General features: G+C 27.5%; 14 protein-coding genes, 1 tRNA gene and 1 other annotated feature. Of the genes, 14 read left to right on the plus strand and 1 reads right to left on the minus strand.

Features of this window, described 5'->3' with window-relative positions; genetic code table 11:
* Positions 1–640: 640 nt before the first annotated feature.
* Positions 641–1,078 carry a pyridoxal-phosphate-dependent aminotransferase family protein gene (locus CDIF1296T_RS04595; RefSeq protein WP_009895791.1) on the minus strand — a complete coding sequence of 146 codons (438 nt, stop codon included), beginning with the start codon at positions 1,076–1,078 and terminating at the stop codon, positions 641–643.
* 321 nt (positions 1,079–1,399) lie between these two features.
* On the opposite strand from CDIF1296T_RS04595, the gene CDIF1296T_RS04600 reads away from it, so the two are divergent.
* The 14 genes from CDIF1296T_RS04600 to CDIF1296T_RS04665 all read left to right on the plus strand — a co-directional run bounded on the left by CDIF1296T_RS04600 (position 1,400) and on the right by CDIF1296T_RS04665 (position 18,437).
* A tRNA-Ser gene (locus CDIF1296T_RS04600) sits at positions 1,400–1,490 on the plus strand.
* 87 nt (positions 1,491–1,577) lie between these two features.
* The gene (locus CDIF1296T_RS04605; RefSeq protein ID WP_009895793.1) at positions 1,578–2,366 is read left to right on the plus strand and encodes a flagellar motor protein; all 789 of its coding nucleotides are present in this window, start codon (positions 1,578–1,580) and stop codon (positions 2,364–2,366) included.
* Positions 2,367–2,386: 20 nt separating this feature from the next.
* A complete protein-coding gene (locus tag CDIF1296T_RS04610; RefSeq protein ID WP_009895795.1) occupies positions 2,387–3,127 on the plus strand; it encodes a flagellar motor protein MotB in 741 nt (246 codons plus the stop codon).
* Positions 3,128–3,302: 175 nt separating this feature from the next.
* Positions 3,303–3,677: a hypothetical protein gene (locus CDIF1296T_RS04615; protein WP_009895797.1), complete on the plus strand. Its 375-nt coding sequence runs from the start codon at positions 3,303–3,305 to the stop codon at positions 3,675–3,677.
* A gap of 91 nt (positions 3,678–3,768) precedes the next feature.
* Positions 3,769–5,229, plus strand: a complete 1,461-nt coding sequence (locus CDIF1296T_RS04620; protein WP_009895799.1) for an extracellular solute-binding protein — start codon at positions 3,769–3,771, stop codon at positions 5,227–5,229.
* Positions 5,230–5,281: 52 nt separating this feature from the next.
* Positions 5,282–8,311 (plus strand): EAL domain-containing protein, encoded by a 3,030-nt coding sequence (locus CDIF1296T_RS04625; RefSeq protein WP_009895801.1) that lies wholly within the window; start codon positions 5,282–5,284, stop codon positions 8,309–8,311.
* Between the two features lie 76 nt (positions 8,312–8,387).
* Positions 8,388–10,454, plus strand: a complete 2,067-nt coding sequence (locus CDIF1296T_RS04630; RefSeq protein ID WP_018112768.1) for an ATP-dependent helicase — start codon at positions 8,388–8,390, stop codon at positions 10,452–10,454.
* Between the two features lie 382 nt (positions 10,455–10,836).
* Positions 10,837–11,047, plus strand: a binding site (T-box leader).
* A gap of 225 nt (positions 11,048–11,272) precedes the next feature.
* A complete protein-coding gene (locus tag CDIF1296T_RS04635; RefSeq protein WP_003432207.1) occupies positions 11,273–12,088 on the plus strand; it encodes a transporter substrate-binding domain-containing protein in 816 nt (271 codons plus the stop codon).
* 27 nt (positions 12,089–12,115) lie between these two features.
* On the plus strand, positions 12,116–12,793 hold the full coding sequence (locus CDIF1296T_RS04640) for an amino acid ABC transporter permease (RefSeq protein WP_009888558.1): 678 nt from the start codon (positions 12,116–12,118) through the stop codon (positions 12,791–12,793).
* Between the two features lie 58 nt (positions 12,794–12,851).
* Positions 12,852–13,574 (plus strand): amino acid ABC transporter ATP-binding protein, encoded by a 723-nt coding sequence (locus CDIF1296T_RS04645; RefSeq protein WP_003432205.1) that lies wholly within the window; start codon positions 12,852–12,854, stop codon positions 13,572–13,574.
* Between the two features lie 647 nt (positions 13,575–14,221).
* Positions 14,222–15,373, plus strand: a complete 1,152-nt coding sequence (locus CDIF1296T_RS04650; RefSeq protein ID WP_009895806.1) for a cysteine desulfurase family protein — start codon at positions 14,222–14,224, stop codon at positions 15,371–15,373.
* Between the two features lie 48 nt (positions 15,374–15,421).
* Positions 15,422–16,594 (plus strand): tRNA uracil 4-sulfurtransferase ThiI, encoded by a 1,173-nt coding sequence (thiI, locus tag CDIF1296T_RS04655; RefSeq protein WP_009888561.1) that lies wholly within the window; start codon positions 15,422–15,424, stop codon positions 16,592–16,594.
* A gap of 155 nt (positions 16,595–16,749) precedes the next feature.
* A complete protein-coding gene (locus CDIF1296T_RS19930; RefSeq protein ID WP_009895808.1) occupies positions 16,750–17,553 on the plus strand; it encodes a prepilin-type N-terminal cleavage/methylation domain-containing protein in 804 nt (267 codons plus the stop codon).
* Positions 17,554–17,795: 242 nt separating this feature from the next.
* Positions 17,796–18,437, plus strand: coding sequence for a nitroreductase (locus CDIF1296T_RS04665; RefSeq protein ID WP_003437445.1), 642 nt, complete (start codon positions 17,796–17,798; stop codon positions 18,435–18,437).
* Positions 18,438–19,346: the final 909 nt, after the last annotated feature.

The raw sequence follows: 19,346 nt of genomic DNA on the forward strand, positions 1-19,346 counted from the left end.
TATGTCGAAAATATAAAATGACTGAATAAAAACAGTTGTATCAAAACAAACAATAATAGAATGTAAAAATGATTGTGTCGAAAGTATTAAATGACTGAATAAAAAACGATTGCGTCAAAAATAAACAATAATAGAATGTAAGAATAATTGTGTCAAGAATATTAAATGACTGAATAAAAACAGTTGTATCAAAAACAAACAATAATAGAATGTAAGAATGATTGTGTTGAAAATATTAAATGACTGAATAAAAAACGATTGTGTCAAAAACAAAAAATAATTAAGTGTAAGAATGATTGTATCAAGAATATAAAATGATTCAACAAAAAACGATTGTGTCAAAAATAAAAAATAATTAAGTGTAAGAATGATTGTATCAAGAATATAAAATGACTGAATAAAAAACGATTGCGTCAAAAATAAAAAACAATTAAATGTAAGAATAATTATGTCAAAAATATAAAATAAATTAAAAGAAAAAGATTATATTGAAGGAAAAAGATTTGAAATAGGGGTGAACTTTACATATTATAGTTCACCCTTATACAAAAATATAAAATATAATTTATTATAGGAAAATTTAAAAAAATCAGTCTATTTAATTTATACTGATATATTGTAGGATTTTACAAACAAACTGTTATATAACTTTTTTTATCTCCAATTTTGATTTTAAGATATCTAAGAATTTATAACAATCTTCTGGATATATTTCTCCCATATTTGCTACTTGGAATATGTTAGCATCTAGGAATTTGCCTTTTCCTGGATAGACAACATAGCCACTTTCCCTTTCTAGCCCTAATATAAACTCATTTACATTGATTTCTTTAGGTAGAAATACAGATGTTACTGTATTAGACATATACTTATCTGGAAGTAAAAATGTTAGACCCAATTCTTCCATACCATTCCTTAAAATAGCAGAACATTCTTTGTATCTTTCTATTTTACTGTCATCTTCCAAAAACTCAGTTAAAGCTTCATTAAGGGCAAATATTAAAGTAACATTAGGTGTATTTGGTGTTTGAGAAGATGATTTAGCAACTTTATAGTGTTTATAAAGATTAAGATACACATTCTTACATTGATTTTCTTTAATATTTTGTAAAATACTCTCTTTAGCACAAAGGTATGCAGAACCTGGAAATGCTCCAAGAGCTTTACCACCAACACCTGTTATTATATCTATTAAGTCAGAGTTTAGGTATATTTGTTAATGTATGTATATTTATCAAATAATATTATAAGTGTTATGCAAGATAATTTTACCATATTTAAAACTTACATTTAAGCAAAAAAGTAAAAATAGATGTTTAATAATTCAAAATAACTCAAATTTTATAAAACAATTGACTAAAATATGATTTTATTATATAATTTACTAGTATAGAGATATGGAGAAGTACTCAAGTGGCTCAAGAGGATCCCCTGCTAAGGGATTAGGCTGGGTAACCGGTGCGAGGGTTCGAATCCCTCCTTCTCCGCCAATTATTAAAGGCTATTTTTATTAAAGATAGTCTTTTTATAATGTCATAAATGATTAGATATGTATAACTAAAGAAAGGAGGGAATAGATGACAACTTTAATTTTTTTCATAGTGGGGATAGCATCTTTGGTAGTTGCTTTTGTTATTGATGGGGGACATGTTGGAGCATTATTTGTATTTTCATCAGCACTTGTTGTGTTTGGTGGAACTATAGGAGCTGTTGGAGCTTCGACTCCATTCCCTGTGTTTAAAAAGTCTATAAAGATAATGTTATTAGCTTTTAAAAATAAAAAGCCTAATAACATAGAAAATATAATCTATTTCAAAGAAATTGCAACAAAGGCTAGGAAAGAGGGGCTTCTTAGTATTGACAAAGAAATAAGTGAGAATGATGAATTAGACCCTTTTATTAGAAAAGGGCTTGAACTTATGGTAGATGGAGTGGATGCAGTTACTATAAGAAATATATTGGAATCACAGATACAGATAACATCAAAACGACATAAAGAAGGAATAGCAATTTTTGATTCAGCAGGTGGATATGCACCTACACTGGGGATAATAGGTACAGTTATGGGATTAGTACATATTTTAGGTAATCTTTCAAGTAATCCAGATGCATTAGGACCTCAAATTTCTGTTGCATTTTTGGCTACTTTGTATGGTGTTGGTTCTGCCAATTTAATATGGTTACCAATAGCATCAAAACTTAAGGCTATAAATCAACAAGAAGTAAGTGAAAGACTTTTGGTGATAGAAGCAATATTATCCATACTTGAGGGTGATAATTCTAATTTAATGACAGAAAAATTAAAAATATTTTTAAATTCAAAAGAACTAATTGAACTTGAAGAAATTGGTGGTAGAGCTGAATAATATAAAAGGATGGAATGTTTATGTTGTATGATGAAGATGAAAAAGAAGAAAACAATGAGCGATGGCTTTTAACTTATTCAGACCTCATAACATTACTTATGATTTTCTTTGTAATAATGTATTCTATGAGTAATGTTGATGCGGAGAAATATAAACAATTATCTCAATCTCTAAATTCTGCTTTTGGTGGTTCTTCTGGAGTTATTGAAGGTGGTAATAGCAAGATAGAACCAGTAGTTGAACCAGGAAGTAATGATTTAGATACTTTACAAAATGCTAAGTTTAAAAAAATTGGTGAAGAAATTCAGAAGTATTTAAACGAAAATGGTATGGCTAATTCAGTATCATTAAGAGTTCAAGATAGAGGATTAGTAATAAGCCTTAAAGATACAATACTATTTGATACAGGGAAAGCTATTGTGAAGGATAATTCTAGAGATAAGATTATTCAAATAGGTAAGATGTTAAATGAAATGAATAGTTACATGAGAGTAGAAGGCCATACAGACAATATGTCTATAAAAAATTCAGAGTTTAAGTCAAATTGGGATTTATCAGTTATGAGAGCAACCAATGTTGTTCAACTTCTTATTGACAATGCAGGTATAGCACCAGATAAATTATCTGCTGTAGGATATGGTGAGTTTAGACCAATAGCAGAAAATTCATCTGAAGAAGGTAGGTCAAAAAATAGAAGAGTTGATATAGTTTTAGTTGATAGTAAATATGATAATGTAGAAAATGTTTCAAAGGATAAATAGTTAAATTAGCTGTCTCAATACAGAATTAATTCTAAAGGAGATGGCTTTTTTATGCGAAAATCAAAAATAGATACATAGTAAGTTACCTTTTTGTAGGAATATATGGTATCTTAAATATATAATATTTAAATAATGTATAAGCTCAATTAAAAAATTTATAGAGGATGGAAAATAAATGGGAAATAAAAATAAAAATACTAAATATAAAGATAAAACAAGAGAAAGGTATAATAAAAAAGTTGAGAATTTAAATAAAGAAAAATTAAATAAAATTAATAAGCAATCTAAGAAGGTAGATAAGATTGATGATATTATTAATAAATCTAGTATTGTATTATGTGTACTTCTAGTAGTGTTTTCATTGCTTTACTTATTTAAACTGGTTCAACTTAATATAATAATGATACTTTTAGTAATTACAGTAGCTATTCAACAAGGATTGGTGTCATTTGGTGCATTTAGAAATAAAAATTATGTAAAAGCTTTATTTTCTATATTTGTAATAGTATGTTTCTTAATTGCTTTTAAATATGTTGTAAATCCTGTTTAAATATATCAATAAACGTTCTATAATTAATATAAATAGTGAAGTTACAGTTTTAATGCTATTATAAATTTTATAATTTGAAGGAGTAGATTTTATGAATAGGTGTAAGTTTGCAAAATTAATTATCACATCAATGATTGTTTTATTACTTACAGGATGTAGTTTAAAGAAGGAAGATAATTATAAGTTAGACCCAGAAAATCCGACATCAATACAAATTTGGCATTATTATAATGGACAGCAGAAAATGGCTTTTGATAAGCTTGTTAAGGAATTTAATGACACTGTAGGTGCTGAAAAAGGAATTATTGTTGAAGCATTCAGTCAAGGTAATGTAGTTGATTTATCAGAGAAAGTTTTAGATTCTGCAAATAAAAAAGTTGGTTCTGAAGATGTACCAAATATATTTGCAGCATACTCAGATACTGCATATGAAATGGATAAATTAGGGTTACTAGTAGATATGGATAAGTACATAAGTAAAGAAGAATTAAATGAATACATAGACGAATATGTAGAAGAAGGCAGAATAAATTCTAAGGATGAGTTTAAACTTTTCCCAATTGCAAAATCAACTGAAATTTTGATGTTAAATAAAACTGATTGGGATAAATTTGCAAAAGCTACAAATTCAAATATAAATGATATAAAAACAATTGAAGGATTAGTAGAGACATCAAAAAAATATTATGAATGGACAGATAGTTTAACGAAAGAGCCTAATGATGGTAAAGCATTTTTTGGAAGAGATGCTTTAGCAAATTATATTATTATAGGAAGTAAACAACTAGGAGTAGAAATTTTTTCTGTTAAAGATGGTAAAGTTACACTAAATATTGATGAAAAAGTTATGAAAAAACTATGGGATAATTTCTATGTACCATATATAAATGGATATTTTGCTTCTTATGGTAAGTTTCGTTCTGATGATGCAAAAACAGGTGATATATTAGCTCTTGTAGGTTCTAGTTCAGGAGCAGCATACTTTCCAGATAGAGTAATGCTAAATGATAATGAGAGTTATAATATTGAAACATCTGTTTTTCAAGCACCACGTTTTAAAGGAGAAGGAAAATATGCTGTACAACAAGGTGCAGGAATGGCTGTAACAAAATCTACTAAAGAAGAAGAATATGCATCAGTAGAATTTTTAAAATGGTTTACAGATAAAGAACCTAATATAAAATTCTCTATTGCTTCTGGATACTTACCAGTAAAGAAAAAAACGAATGATTTGGATGTTATAAAAGAAGTTATGAAGAAAGATAATTTGAGTTTATCTGATAAAGTTGAAGGTTCAATAGCCTCATCTATTGAACAGATTAACAGTTGTAATTTATATACTAATAAAGCATTTGATGGTGGAACTAAAGCTAGACAAATACTTGAATATTCAATGCTTGATAAAGCTAAAGAAGATTCAAATAAAATAAATGAATTAGTAAAAAGTGGAACTTCTAAGAAGGATGCAGTAGCACAATTTAATAATGATAAAAATTTTAAAACTTGGTTTGAAAATTTTAAGGCTGAGCTTGAAAATGCTATAAAAAAATAGATGAATTGGCAGTTAGTGTGTTGACGAGCACAAAGGTATAGGTGGAATGGGTATGGAAAACAATCTAAGAAAAAACAATTCAATAATGAAAAAGATGATATTTCCCCTAATTATTGTTATGCTAATTCAAACAAGTTTATTTTGTGCCACAATTTTATGGGGAGGAACTATTAAGAAATTAAATGATAATTCGTTTGACATCTTAAATGAAAGAGTAATTAATCGTAAAAATTATATACAAAATGAAATGTTACAAAGATGGTCAAATACAAGTGAAACGGAAGCTACAATTAATTCCTCTGTAAAAAAAGTATTAAATGAAAAAAATGCCTTAATTGAGGATGTAGGCAACAATGAAGAAATTAACAAAGATATTATAAAAAGCATATCAAATGATTTAATATATCTTTTGAGAAAAAATTCTGTTACAGGAGCTTTTATAATCCTAAGTGACAAAAATATTAACGATAAGTCAATAGATAGTAAAGGTGAAATAAGTAGGACAGGATTGTATATAAGGGATTTAGACCCTAAGTTTAATCCAAATGATAATTCTGATTTGTTAATTGAGAGAGGTTCATCAGATATAGCAAGAAGTTTTGGAATATCTATGGACAGTTATTGGGAACCTAAGTTTTCATTTAAAAGTGAAAATGAGCAAGATGGAGATGATTTTTTTTATAAACCATTTAGAGCTGCAATTGATAATCCAAATGTATCAAGTTCTAATTTAGGATACTGGGGAAGTAAGTTTTTATTGACAAATGCAGGTGATAGGCTTATGACATATACAGTTCCCCTTATTTATGAAGATGGAACTGTATATGGAGTACTTGGAATAGATTTAAGTGTAAATTATTTAAGAGAATTACTTCCATACTCAGAGATAAATGGGAATAAAAAGGGTAATTATATTTTAGGTGTAGATAGAAATAATGATATGGCCTTTGAAAATGTAATTTCAAATGGATACTCATTAAAAGAAAAATTTTGGGATGGTTTACATTCTAATTTAGAGCAGAAGGAATCGTATAAAAATATATATAAGATTAAAAATAAAGATAATGAATGTGGTAATGGCAACATTTATGCTAGTGTACAATACTTAGATTTATATAACTCCAATACTCCATTTGAAAATGAACGTTGGGCTCTTTTGGGTATTATTGAAGAAAAAAGTCTTTTGTCATTTTCAAAAAGGGTAGAGAAATTAGTTATAATATCTATAGCAATTTCTTTATTAATAGGTCTAATAGGTATTTATATTGCATCAAGATTATTTACAAAACCAATTGTTCTTTTAGCCAACAAAGTTAGAAACAGTAATCCATCAAAACCAGTAAATCTTGATAAGATAAATATATCTGAAATAGATGAATTATCTTCAGCTATAGAGTTGCTCAGTGCAAATGTTGCAGATTCTTCGTCAAAATTATCACAGATTATTGAAATGGTAGATATGCCAATTGGAGCTTTTGAGTTATACAAAAACGCAGAGAATGTTTTTTGTACAAAAGAATTTTTTAGCGTGTTTACTACTGAAATCAAATTTGAAGAATATGGATATATGGAAAAAAATAAGTTCCTGAAAAAATTAAGGGGACTAGATAAATATTTGCAAGAAAGTTATGAAACAGAAAATACATATATATATAAGTTTGAATCTAAAGATAAAAAACTTAAGTGGATAAGAATGAATATCTTTGAAGATGAGCTAAAGGTTCTTGGTGTTGTTGTTGATGTAACAAAAGAATTTATTGAGAAAAGGAAGATAGAATATGAAAGAGATTTTGATATTTTAACGAATCTTTTAAATAGGAGAGCTTTTCATTCACAGATACAAGAAAAATTTAAGAATAAAGATGAACTTAAGATAGCAGCATTTATTATGTGGGATTTAGATAATCTAAAATATATTAATGATACATATGGACATGATGCTGGTGATGAATATATTAGGTGTGCTGCAGACATACTTAAGAAGTTTATATCATGGAATGGTATAGTATCTAGACTTTCAGGTGATGAGTTTTATGTATTTATATATGGATATGAAAGTAAAGATAGTATAAGAGATATTATTAATTCTGTTAAGAAACAGATGAATAATACCTTATTAAAACTTCATGATGGAACAGAATTTAAAATAAGGGCATCAGCAGGAATTTCCTGGTACCCTGATGATTCAACCAACTATGATGAATTAATGAGATACGCAGATTTTGCTATGTATCAAATTAAAAATACAATCAAGGGTGAAGTTAGTGAATTTGATATTAATATATATAATAAGGATTCATTCTTATTGAGTAATAGAGAAGAATTAAACAAGTTAATTGATGGTCAATTAGTTGAGTATGCATTTCAGCCTATTGTAGATTGTAAAGGTAAAGTTTTTGCATATGAAGCACTTATGAGACCTAAAATAAAAACTTTTAGTTCACCAATAGATGTCATTAGATTAGCTCGTTCACAGTCTAAATTATATCAAATTGAGCGTATTACATGGTTTAAAGCACTTAAATCATTTAAAAAATACAAAGAAAAATTTGGCGATTGCAAACTGTTCTTAAATTCTATTCCTAATAATAATTTGTCAAAAGTAGATTTTGAGGAAATTGAAGATTTATATGGTGAATATTTAAATAGAGTAGTACTAGAAATAACAGAGAATGATAAGATTAATGAAGATTTTATTGAGAAAAAGAAAGCATATATAGACCATTGGAATATAGAAATTGCTTTAGATGACTTTGGGACAGGTTACAACGGAGATGCTGTACTATTATATATAATGCCAGACTATGTAAAGATTGATATGTCTATTGTAAGAGGTATTGATAAAGATGAAAACAGACAGAAAATATTAAAAAATCTTATCTCATATTCTAACGAAAGAAATATTAAAGTGATAGCAGAAGGTGTAGAAACAAAAGGTGAAATGGAAACACTAATTAATCTTGGAGTAGATTATATGCAAGGCTACTATATTAGTAAACCATCATTTATACCTGAAGATATAAGCGACAAAATTAAAAAAGAACTCAAGATATGTCATGAAAATAGGAATGATGTGGTTTAATAGAGGAAAAATTAAATTTATTTTTATGAACTTTTAGTTTATAATTAAAAAGAAAATAATATAATTATAAATCAAGGTGGTGGAGCTAATAATCACAACAAATATAGATATAAGAAAGTTAAATGAAAATCAATTAGAAGCAGTTGAGCATATAGATGGGCCTTGCATGATACTTGCAGGGCCTGGTTCAGGTAAGACCAGAGTAATTACATATAGAATAGCCAATATGGTTGTAAACAAAAACATAGCACCAACAAGAATCTTGGCAATAAGTTTTACCAAGGCATCTTCAATAGAAATGAAAAATAGAGCTTTGAATTTAAGTGATGATATAAGACTTAATAAGGTAACCTATGGTACTTTTCACTCTGTATTTTTTAAAATTCTAAGATACTTTGAAAGATACAACTTAGACAGTATATTTGATGAAAAGTCAAAGCGAATGACAATCAAGGCAATCCTAAAAAGTTTAAATATAGAGAATGCTGATGATGATGAGAATATAGGACAAGTTATAAATGAAATTTCCTATGTAAAAAATGAACTTATGGATAAAAATGAATTTAATTCAGAAGTATTAACAAAAGATGAGTTTTTAAAAGTATACAACTTATACGAAGAACAAAAATCTAAAGTTAATAAAATAGATTTTGATGATATGCTTATAAGAACTTATTATTTACTTTTGAACAATAAGTCTGCACTAGAAATGGTTAGAAATGTGTATAAATATATATTGATAGATGAATTTCAAGATATAAATAAAGTACAGTTTGAAGTTTTAAAGTTAATTTGTAGCCCATTAAACAATATATTTGCAGTTGGAGATGAAGACCAAAGTATATATGGATTTAGAGGTGCTAGACCAGATTTTTTGCTTGAATTTGAACAATACTTTAATAATACTAAAAAAATAATATTAGATATAAATTACAGGTCTAAAAGTGAGATAGTGCATACTGCAAATAGACTTATCGACAAAAATAAAAATAGATATGAAAAAATCATTAAGTGTAGTCAGGGGGATGGAGGAAGTGTTACCTATATTTCTCCGCATGATTCAGAGGAAGAAGCCTTATATATTGCCAGGGAAATAATTGACGAAATACAAAAAGATTATGTAGAGTATTCAGATTTTGCAGTAATTTATAGAACTAATATACAGTCAAGAGCATTAGTAGATGTATTTATGGATATGAGGATTCCATTTGTAGTAAAAGACTCAGTAATTACAATATATGACCATTGGGCAAGTCAAGACATACTAGCCTATTTAAGAATAGGTATTAATCCAAAATCAAATAAAGATTGGTTGAGAATTATAAACAAGCCTTTTAGATATATATCCAAAGACAGTATAAATATGGTTAAGGATGAAAATGACTTTATAACAGCATTAATAAATAAGTGTAATCTTCATCCTAAACAAGTTAAAACAATAAATGATTTGGAAATAGATTTAAGTTATTTAAATACTTTAAATCCTAAAAATGCAATATCTTATATTAGAACTAGTCTTGATTATGATAGATATGTTTTAGATTATTGTAGCAACAGAAAGATAAAGACTAATGGACTTGTAGAGATATTAAATGAACTTGAGAGTTCAGCAACTAATTTTAATACTGTTACAGAGTTTTTAGAGCATATTGATAGAGTAAAGACTGAGTTAACGGAAAATAACAAGAATAAGCAGACTGAGGGTGTCATATTTACAACTATGCATAGTGCAAAAGGATTAGAATTTAGAAATGTTTATATTATAGGTGTAAATGAAGGAACAATACCTCATGAAAAATCATATGATATTTGTAAGGAAGAGAAAAAAGAAGAACAATTAGAAGAAGAAAGAAGACTTATGTATGTTGCTATTACAAGAGCTGAAGAAAAGTTATGTATAAGCTCTACTTTAAATAAGTATGGTAAGAAAGTTGATAAATCATTATTTATTAATGATATAAAATCTCCAACGAAAAAAGAAATTGACAGTATTGGTGTAGGAGATAAGGTATACCATAAAAAATTTCATGAAGGAGAAATAATTAAAAAAGATGGAATTATGTTTACAATAAAGTTTAAAGATAGAGAGCGAATCCTGGATTTGAAAACTTGTTTATTGAAGAATATAATTTATACTATTTAATTTAGAATCTAAATTTAGATAGAAATATAATGTATTATTTATTATGTGCAAGACAAATAGATATGTGTAAAGTGTATTATTTAACTTATTAGAAAAAGAAATAAGGGTTTAATATATTATTTATAGTTGTTTAGAAAAAGCAACAATGTGGAAAATATTATTTAGTATTATTAAAGAAAAGCAACAATGTGAAAGATATTATTTAGTATTATTTAAGAAATAGCTAAAAATATGAAATATACTATTTATAATTACACAAATAATATCAATAAATATAAACAGTAGTATTTAGATAATTTACAAGTAAAAATTATTAAAAAAATAAAAAACTTATTGACAAAAATATTATAAGGAAGTACAATTGTATTAACAATTTAAGGAAACAAATCCAATGATAGAGAAAGTAGCATATATGGATTTACAGCGAGTTAGGGGTTGGTGTAAGCCTAGCAATGAAGTCTATGTGAAGAGAGCTCTGGAGGAGATTATCAGAAACTTTAGTATGATAATTGGTTTACCCGCCTTAAGGGATTGAGAGGATAAGTACTTACTTATCAAAAAGAGTGGTAACGCGGATATAATTCGTCTCTTAGCTGTAAAGCTAAGGGACTTTTTTGATTTTAAAATAAAAATATCCATACAGCTTAAAAGCTAACAGTCACAAATTTTGAAAGTAATATAAGTATTTATCAATAAGAGTGGTAACGCGGTAAAGTCGTCTCTTAGTCATTAAAGACTGAGAGACTTTTTTTGTAACTCGAAACATTTAAGTATTAAAATCTGAGGGAAATTATAATTAAAAGAGAGGGGTAGTTAAAATGAAAGTATTTAAAAAATTATTAAGTTTAGGATTAGTATTAGGATTGACATTATCGCTAGTAGGATGTAGTGGTGGAGGAGAAAAAACAAAGTTAGAACAAATAAAAGACAATGGAAAATTAGTTGTTGGTACTAGTGCAGAATTTCCTCCATTTGAATTTCATAAGGTAGTAGATGGAAAAGATTCAATAAAAGGATTCGATATAATGTTGGCTGAAGAATTTGCAAAAGAGCTTGGTGTAAAGGTTGAAATTAAGGATATGTCATTTGATGGATTAATAGGTGCTTTAAATGCAGACCAAGTTGATATTGTTCTTGCAGGTATGTCTCCAACACCAGAGAGAGAAAAGAGTGTTGATTTTTCAGAATTATATTATTTAAGTAGAAATGCAGTTATAGTTAAAGATGCAGATATAGACAAAGTAAAAACTGAAGATGATTTAAAGAAACTTAGAGTTGGAGTTCAAGCAGGAAGTATCCAAGAAGAATATGTAGTTAACACTTTAAAAATGACAACTACAAAATCTTTGAAAGCAATACCTGATTTAATTACAGAATTAAAAAATGGAAACATAGATGCAGTTGTTACTAATGAAGCAGTTTCTTTAATAAATGTTAAAAAATATGATGGAATAAAAATGGCAAATACTGAAGTTGGGAAAGATGTAACAGAAGGTATGGCAGCAGCAATCAAAAAATCTGACAATAACAAAGATTTTATAGAATTATTAAACAAAAAGATAAAAGAATTACAAGATGGCAAGAAGATAGAAGAATTTTTAAATGAAGCATCTACTGAAGCTGCTTCAAATTAGTAAGAAAGTTATGTGGGAGATGAAATTATGAGTTTAGATTTTAGTTTTTTAAGTAGATTTGGGACTTCTTTTTTGGAAGGAACAGGTGTGACAGTATCAATTTCTCTTGTGGCATTATGCTTTGGATTTATAATAGGTATAATTATCTGTATGGCAAAAATATCAAAGAGCAAAGTATTAAGAGCAATATCATCAATCTATATTGAGGTTTTAAGAGGGACACCATTATTAGTACAGATATATATAGTATGGTTTGGTTTACCTCAATTAGGAATAAGATTCCCTATGTTGTTTGGTATACCAAGTGAATTTATAGCTAGTGCATTTGCATTATCAGTAAACTCTGGTGCATACGTGGCAGAGATACTTAGATCAGGTATACAATCAGTTGATAATGGACAAATGGAAGCAAGTAGATCATTAGGATTAAATTATTGGTCAACTATGAGATATATAATAATACCTCAAGCTATAAAAAATATATTACCTTCATTAGCAAATGAGTTTATTACACTTGTAAAAGAATCTTCAATAATATCTGTAATAGGAGTTGTTGAGATAATGCGTACTGCTGATATAGTAAAAAATGCAGCATTTAGAGCATTAGAGCCATTAATAGTAGCAGCAGCAATTTACTTTGTTATAACATTTACTCTATCAAGATTAGTTGGATTATTAGAAAAGAAACTATCTGTGTCTAACTAGATGAGAGCATGTTTAGCATTTAGGGAAAACATAGAATAGTAAAAAGGAAAGTGATAATATGATTACAATAAAAAATTTAAGTAAATCTTTTGGAGATTTAAATGTATTAAAAAATATAGACTTAGAAATCGCTAAAGGCGAAATAATGGTTATAGTAGGTCCAAGTGGTTCTGGTAAAAGTACACTTCTTAGATGTATGAATTTACTAGAAATACCTACAGGTGGAGAAATAATATTTGAAGGAAAAAATTTGGTCGATAAAAAAACTAATATTGATGAGGTTAGACAAAATATAGGTATGGTGTTTCAGAACTTTAATTTATTCCCACATAAGACTATTTTAGATAATATAACATTAGCACCAATTAAATTAAAAAAGATGACTAAGGAAGAAGCAGAAAAAAAAGCAGAAATTTTGTTGAGTAGAGTTGGTCTTTTAGATAAAAAAGATTCATATCCATCACAATTATCTGGAGGACAAAAGCAAAGAATAGCAATAGCTAGAGCACTTGCTATGGAACCAGATATGATGTTGTTTGATGAGCCAACATCTGCTCTTGACCCAGAAATGGTAAACGAAGTTTTGGATGTTATAAAAGAACTTGCTAAAGAAGGTATGACAATGGCAATTGTAACTCATGAGATGGGATTTGCTAAGGAAGTTGCAGATAGAGTTATTTTTATAGATGGAGGAAGTATACTTGAAGATAATACTCCAGAAGAAGTTTTCGGAAATCCAAAACATGAAAGAACAAAAGCATTTTTAGCAAAAGTGCTATAATATATAAAAAGGATGTTATTGATATTAGAAATTCAATACATCCTTTTTTAGTGATGGTTAATATTAATTTTAAAATTAAAGTTATATTAATATTAACTTTATTTTTACGATTTTTTGCAGAAAAAAAAAGAGCTCGGGGTAAGCTCTTTTTTTCCACCGAATTAATTTCCGTTACTAATCCGATTTTTAATAAATATAAAATATATCCTTATGAAAGGGTATTGGGAATAGATATATTAACTAACTAGGGTTACCAGGGGGATAACCTTAATTTATTATAACAAAATGCGACACAAAAATCAATATTTTTTTTGAAATAAATTATAAAAGTTATTTTTATAACAAGTAAGCTTATAAATTTAACTTTTATAGTAAAAATAAGTATATGTATAATATAATATATTTATTTTATATAATATATTATTTTATCATATATTGTATTTTATAATATATTTTTGTAGGGTATAGTATAAGTATATTATATTTTACTATAAAAATTTGTAATAAAGTGAAAAAACTAGCTTTTCATGAAATAATATTTTATAATTTAAGATTGTCTTTTTAATAAAGATTAACAAAAAAAATACTATAATTAGTGGTATAATAGTTAGAGTTGAAGATTTTAAATAAAGGTAGGTGTAATTAAGTTGGAAATATACTTAGACAATAGCGCAACTACAAAACCTTATCAAGAAGTTATAGATAAAATGGTTTATGCACTTAATACGGAATATGGAAATCCTTCTTCTGTCCATAGAAAAGGTGTAGAAGTTGAAAAAGCTATAAAAGAAGTAAGACAAGATATAGCTAAATCTCTAGGAGCGAAAGAAAAGGAGATTTATTTTACATCAGGTGGTACAGAGTGTAATAATACTATAATAAGAGGTATTACTAGTTTAAATAAAAAAAGAAAAAATCACATAATATCTACTAACATAGAACATCCTTCTGTTTTAAATACATTAAAAGATTTAGAAGAAGATGGTTTTGAAGTAACTTATTTAGAGGTCGGAAAAGATGGGAAAATAAATATAGAGGATTTAAAAAATGCGATAAAGTCAACTACATGCTTAGTAAGCATGATGCATGTTAACAATGAAATAGGAACTATACAGCCAATAGGTGAAGTTGGAAAGTATTTGAAGGGTTTAAAAGAAAAAATTTATTTCCATGTTGATGCTATTCAATCATATGGAAAAATTAACTTTAGACCATCTAAATACAATATAGATTTTATGAGTGTAAGTGCACATAAATTTCATGGTCCAAAGGGAATTGGATTTATGTATATAAAAGAAAATAATCGCCTTAAGCCTATGTTAACAGGTGGTGGTCAGGAAATTGGAATTAGGTCGGGAACAGAAAATGTACCTGGAATATATGGTCTTGGAGAAGCTGTTAGAATACTAAACAAAGATTTAGATGCTGTTATTTCGAAAGTAGATAACTTAAAAAATATATTAAAAAATGAAATAATTGATAATATAGAAGATATAAAAATCAATTCTCCAGAAGATGGAGTATGTCATATATTAAATGTATCATTTAGAGGGACAAAAGGAGAAGTTTTACTTCATTACTTAGAGCAAAAAGGTATTTATGTATCAACTGGCTCTGCATGTTCTTCTAAAAAGAAAGGTAGTTACGTATTAAATGCTATAGGTCTTACAAATGAAGAAATAAATGGAACAATAAGATTTAGTTTATCTGATATGAATACAGAAGAAGAAATGTTAGAAGCTGTGAAAGTTTTGAAAGAATCAATTTGTGACTTAAGGTCAATAATGAAAAGAAAATAAAGAATACTGTATAAATAGTGATAATAAATTAGTTTAAGAGGTGAAATGGTGTATAATATATTAATAGTAAAGTATGGAGAAATTGGAGTAAAAGGAAAGAATAGATATATATTTGAGAATAGGCTTATAAGAAATATAAGAAATATGTTAAAACCAATTGGAAGATTTAATGTATATAAAGAGTATGGAAGAATATATGTTGATTTAGAAGACTATGATTATGAAGAAGTAATTGAAGAAGTTAGAAAAGTATTTGGGATAGTGGGTGTGTGCCCTGGAGTAAGAGCTAAAAAAGATTATGATACATTAAAAGAAATAGCTTTAAAAATGTTAGAAGAAAAAATAGAGGCTGGATATAAAACTTTTAAGGTAGAGTCAAGAAGAGGAGATAAGTCTTTCGGATTGACTTCTCAAGAAATGAGTATGGATATAGGTGGATACTTATTATCAAAGGTAGGAGATAGGATTAATGTTGATGTAAGAAATCCAGAAGTTAAAATAAAGTGCGAATACAGAGAATTTCATACTATGGTCTATAGTGATACTATACCTGGATATGGTGGATTGCCACTTGGAACGAATGGTAGAGCTATGTCTCTTTTATCAGGAGGTATAGATAGCCCAGTAGCTACATGGATGGTTGCAAAAAGAGGTATGGAAGTAGAGGCAGTTCACTTTCATAGTTATCCATTTACAAGTGAAAGGTCACAGGAAAAAGTTAAGGATTTAGCTAAAATACTGGCAAAATACTGTGGTAGAGTAAGGCTTCATAAAGTTAATATCTTAGAAATACAAAAAGCAATTGGCGAGAATTGTAATGAAGAAGAAGCTACTATTCTTTCAAGAAGATTTATGATGAGGATAGCACAGAGACTTTCTGAAAAAAGACATTGTGATGCTTTAATTACAGGTGAAAGTATTGGGCAGGTTGCATCTCAAACTATACAAGGACTTACTTGTACTAATGCCGTTGTAGACTTACCAGTGTTTAGACCACTTATAGCAATGGATAAATCAGATATAGTTGATATAGCCAAAAAAATAGGGACTTTTGAAACATCTATAGTGCCTGAAGAAGATTGTTGTAGTGTATTTTCTCCTAGAAAGCCCGTCACTAAACCTAGATTAGAGAAAATAGAAAAATCTGAAACAGCACTTGACATTGAAAAATTAGTACAGGATGCTATTGACAAAATAGAGGTAGAGGATATTGAGTTTTAGCATACAAGTTATTTAATTATTAAATTGAATATTGAGTATATTAGTAGTTCTGTAAGTATATTAGTAGTTCTGTTGAAAGGATTTATGTAGACAATTTATTAATATGTAGTATTTAAAAATAAGTACTATAATTTTATTTAATGGGAATGATTATTATGAATAAAAAGGGTTTTACATTAATTGAATTGTTGGTAGTTATATCTATAATAGGAATTTTAGTTATAGTAGCTGTTCCAGCGTTATTTAGAAATATAGAAAAAAGTAAAGCAGTTACATGTCTTTCTAATAGAGAAAATATAAAGACTCAAATTGTTATTGCAATGGCTGAGGAATCAAGTAAAGACAAGAATGAAGTCATAAAAGAGGTATTAGAAAACAAAGATGGTAAGTACTTTGAAACAGAACCAAAGTGTAAGTCAGGTGGAATATATTCAGCAACGTTTGATGATGGTTATGATGGAATAACTGGAATAGAAAGCATTGCAAAAGTGTATGTTACTTGTACAAAACATCCAGACGGTGTTGAAATGGCTAGGGATGTGCATCAAAGTATGAAAGATTTGATTGCATCATTTGCACAAGACCCTTCTATAATACCAGGAGCTTCAAAGGGCAATGATGATTTTAGAAAATATTTATTAGACAATAAATATAAAAATGGGTGGCCTACAATTCCAGATGAATTTAAGGCAAAATATGGATTAAGTAAGGATACACTATATATACAACCATATGCATATAATCCTACTAAATCTGATGCTACTGTAGTTGTATTTGCAAATAATAAGACTGGAGGTAATTGGTATACTTCCCTAGTTTACGATTATGATGAAGGTAGATGGTATAAAGGTAAAAATGGTATTTCTGTTGCAGGTAGGTCATGGGATGTTGACACAGATAGTGTTAAGTCTGTAAAAACAGAGATTCATTCTAAAGAGGGATGGGGTCCTTTAAATTAATATATCATGTTTTATTAATCTGGTATTGATTAAACTATAGAAAAGAGCAGTTTCTATAGATGACGAATACCAGATTTTCATTTATATATATAATTGAGATATATTAAAAGTGTTTATATTTTTAAGTCTTCACATACAAGCTAAAAATAATTATAATAATATTGTAAAGAAATTTAATTATAAGATTAATTTTCTGAAGATTTAGTATTTGTACTAAGAAATACATAAAAAGGGGAATAGATATGAATAATAATTTTCAAGACAACCAAACAATAAATTTAATACAAAGTCGTAGAAGTATACGAAAATTTACGACAGAACAAATTAGTGATGAGCAAGTAAACACATTATTACACTGTGCATTTGCAGCACCTTCAGGATGTAATAAACAGCCTTGGCACATAACTGTTGTGCAAGACCAGAAACTTTTAAAAGAGATTAGTGATGATACTTTATCTAGGATTCATGAGGTGAGTAATGTTGAGATAAATAAAAACTTTAAGTTATTTTATGGTGCTCCAACCGTTTTATTTATTTCTTATGATGAAAGTAGTTCATGGGCTCCATATGATATAGGAATACTTACAGGGAATATAACAACAGCTGCACAAGCACTAGGGCTTGGAAGTTGTATAATAGGAATGGTTAGAGGTTTATTTACACCTGTTGAACAAGGGGATATTGAAGGTCTTGTGAGTGTATTGGATAAAGAAGATGTAAAAGAATCAGAGTCAATAAAGATGAAGTTTGATACAAATAAAAAATATAGAGAACTACTTGATATACCAGAAGGGTATTCTGTACCATTTGGTATTGCTGTAGGTATTCCAGATGGAAATTTACCAAATGCTAGAGAGGTAGTTTATAAAGTTTCCAGAGTTTAGGATGAAGTATTGCAAGAAACAATCAGTTACTTGAAGAATTAAATCAGTAATATACAAATAAATTGATGGAAGAGGAAGCTATTTAAAAAGTAGTTTAGATTTTTCGTTGTAAAATAATTAAATAAAGAATAAGGTGATAAGTATTTTATTTATTATCTTATTCTTTTTTATTTTTGTTTTGTAGAATGATAAAAATAAGGATTAAGTGTAATAAAATAGAAAACAAGTATGTTAATTTTAAGTATATGCTTTAAAATTTATCCAAGTTAAAAATTTAAGATATCTTTTCAGTATAATGGAAAAAATGTCAAAATATTGAAATAGGGAAAAAATAGTGATATAATAAGAAAAAATAGAGAAAAAAAGTAACCCTTAGTTATAAAAGGGTTCTTTTTTTTTATAATAAAATAGCTATAAAAATATACATATCAAATCAAATTAAGAAGTATTTCATTTCTAAGAAATATCCTAACATAAAAACAAAAAATGTTCATAAATTTAACTATTAACATAGATAATTTTTAGAAAAATATCTAAATTTTCAATAAATAGTAACTTTTTTTATAACAAATGGAAACTATGGATGTAATAATTAAAATAAAAAATATTATTTTTATTTATAAACATTGACATTCTAATTTTGTAGTGTAATCGTATTTTTTATTAATTCTTACAAAATCAATGAAAATAAGTATATCCATTTTAAAGTACATAAATTTAAAAATCCAGAAAAATATACTTAAATTATGTAAGTAAAAGAGGGGTTGAATCAGTTGAAAATGTAATATTAGTAAATAGTACATCAATCCTATATACCCTGTAAGCAACTCTATTTTCATGTACTAAAAATGTACCTATTTTATTAACTGAAAAGAATAAATTAAATGTAAGTACATAAGAAGATAGAAA

This window comes from Clostridioides difficile ATCC 9689 = DSM 1296 (assembly GCF_001077535.1).
Lineage (GTDB): Bacteria > Bacillota > Clostridia > Peptostreptococcales > Peptostreptococcaceae > Clostridioides > Clostridioides difficile.

Excerpts from the sequence above, each read along its gene's own strand:
- CDIF1296T_RS04605 (WP_009895793.1), top strand. The coding sequence starts at position 1,578 with ATGACAACTTTAATTTTTTTCATAGTGGGGATAGCATCTTTGGTAGTT.
- CDIF1296T_RS04610 (WP_009895795.1), top strand. The coding sequence starts at position 2,387 with ATGTTGTATGATGAAGATGAAAAAGAAGAAAACAATGAGCGATGGCTT.
- CDIF1296T_RS04615 (WP_009895797.1), top strand. The coding sequence starts at position 3,303 with ATGGGAAATAAAAATAAAAATACTAAATATAAAGATAAAACAAGAGAA.
- CDIF1296T_RS04620 (WP_009895799.1), top strand. The coding sequence starts at position 3,769 with ATGAATAGGTGTAAGTTTGCAAAATTAATTATCACATCAATGATTGTT.
- CDIF1296T_RS04625 (WP_009895801.1), top strand. The coding sequence starts at position 5,282 with ATGGAAAACAATCTAAGAAAAAACAATTCAATAATGAAAAAGATGATA.
- CDIF1296T_RS04635 (WP_003432207.1), top strand. The coding sequence starts at position 11,273 with ATGAAAGTATTTAAAAAATTATTAAGTTTAGGATTAGTATTAGGATTG.
- CDIF1296T_RS04640 (WP_009888558.1), top strand. The coding sequence starts at position 12,116 with ATGAGTTTAGATTTTAGTTTTTTAAGTAGATTTGGGACTTCTTTTTTG.
- CDIF1296T_RS04645 (WP_003432205.1), top strand. The coding sequence starts at position 12,852 with ATGATTACAATAAAAAATTTAAGTAAATCTTTTGGAGATTTAAATGTA.
- CDIF1296T_RS19930 (WP_009895808.1), top strand. The coding sequence starts at position 16,750 with ATGAATAAAAAGGGTTTTACATTAATTGAATTGTTGGTAGTTATATCT.
- CDIF1296T_RS04665 (WP_003437445.1), top strand. The coding sequence starts at position 17,796 with ATGAATAATAATTTTCAAGACAACCAAACAATAAATTTAATACAAAGT.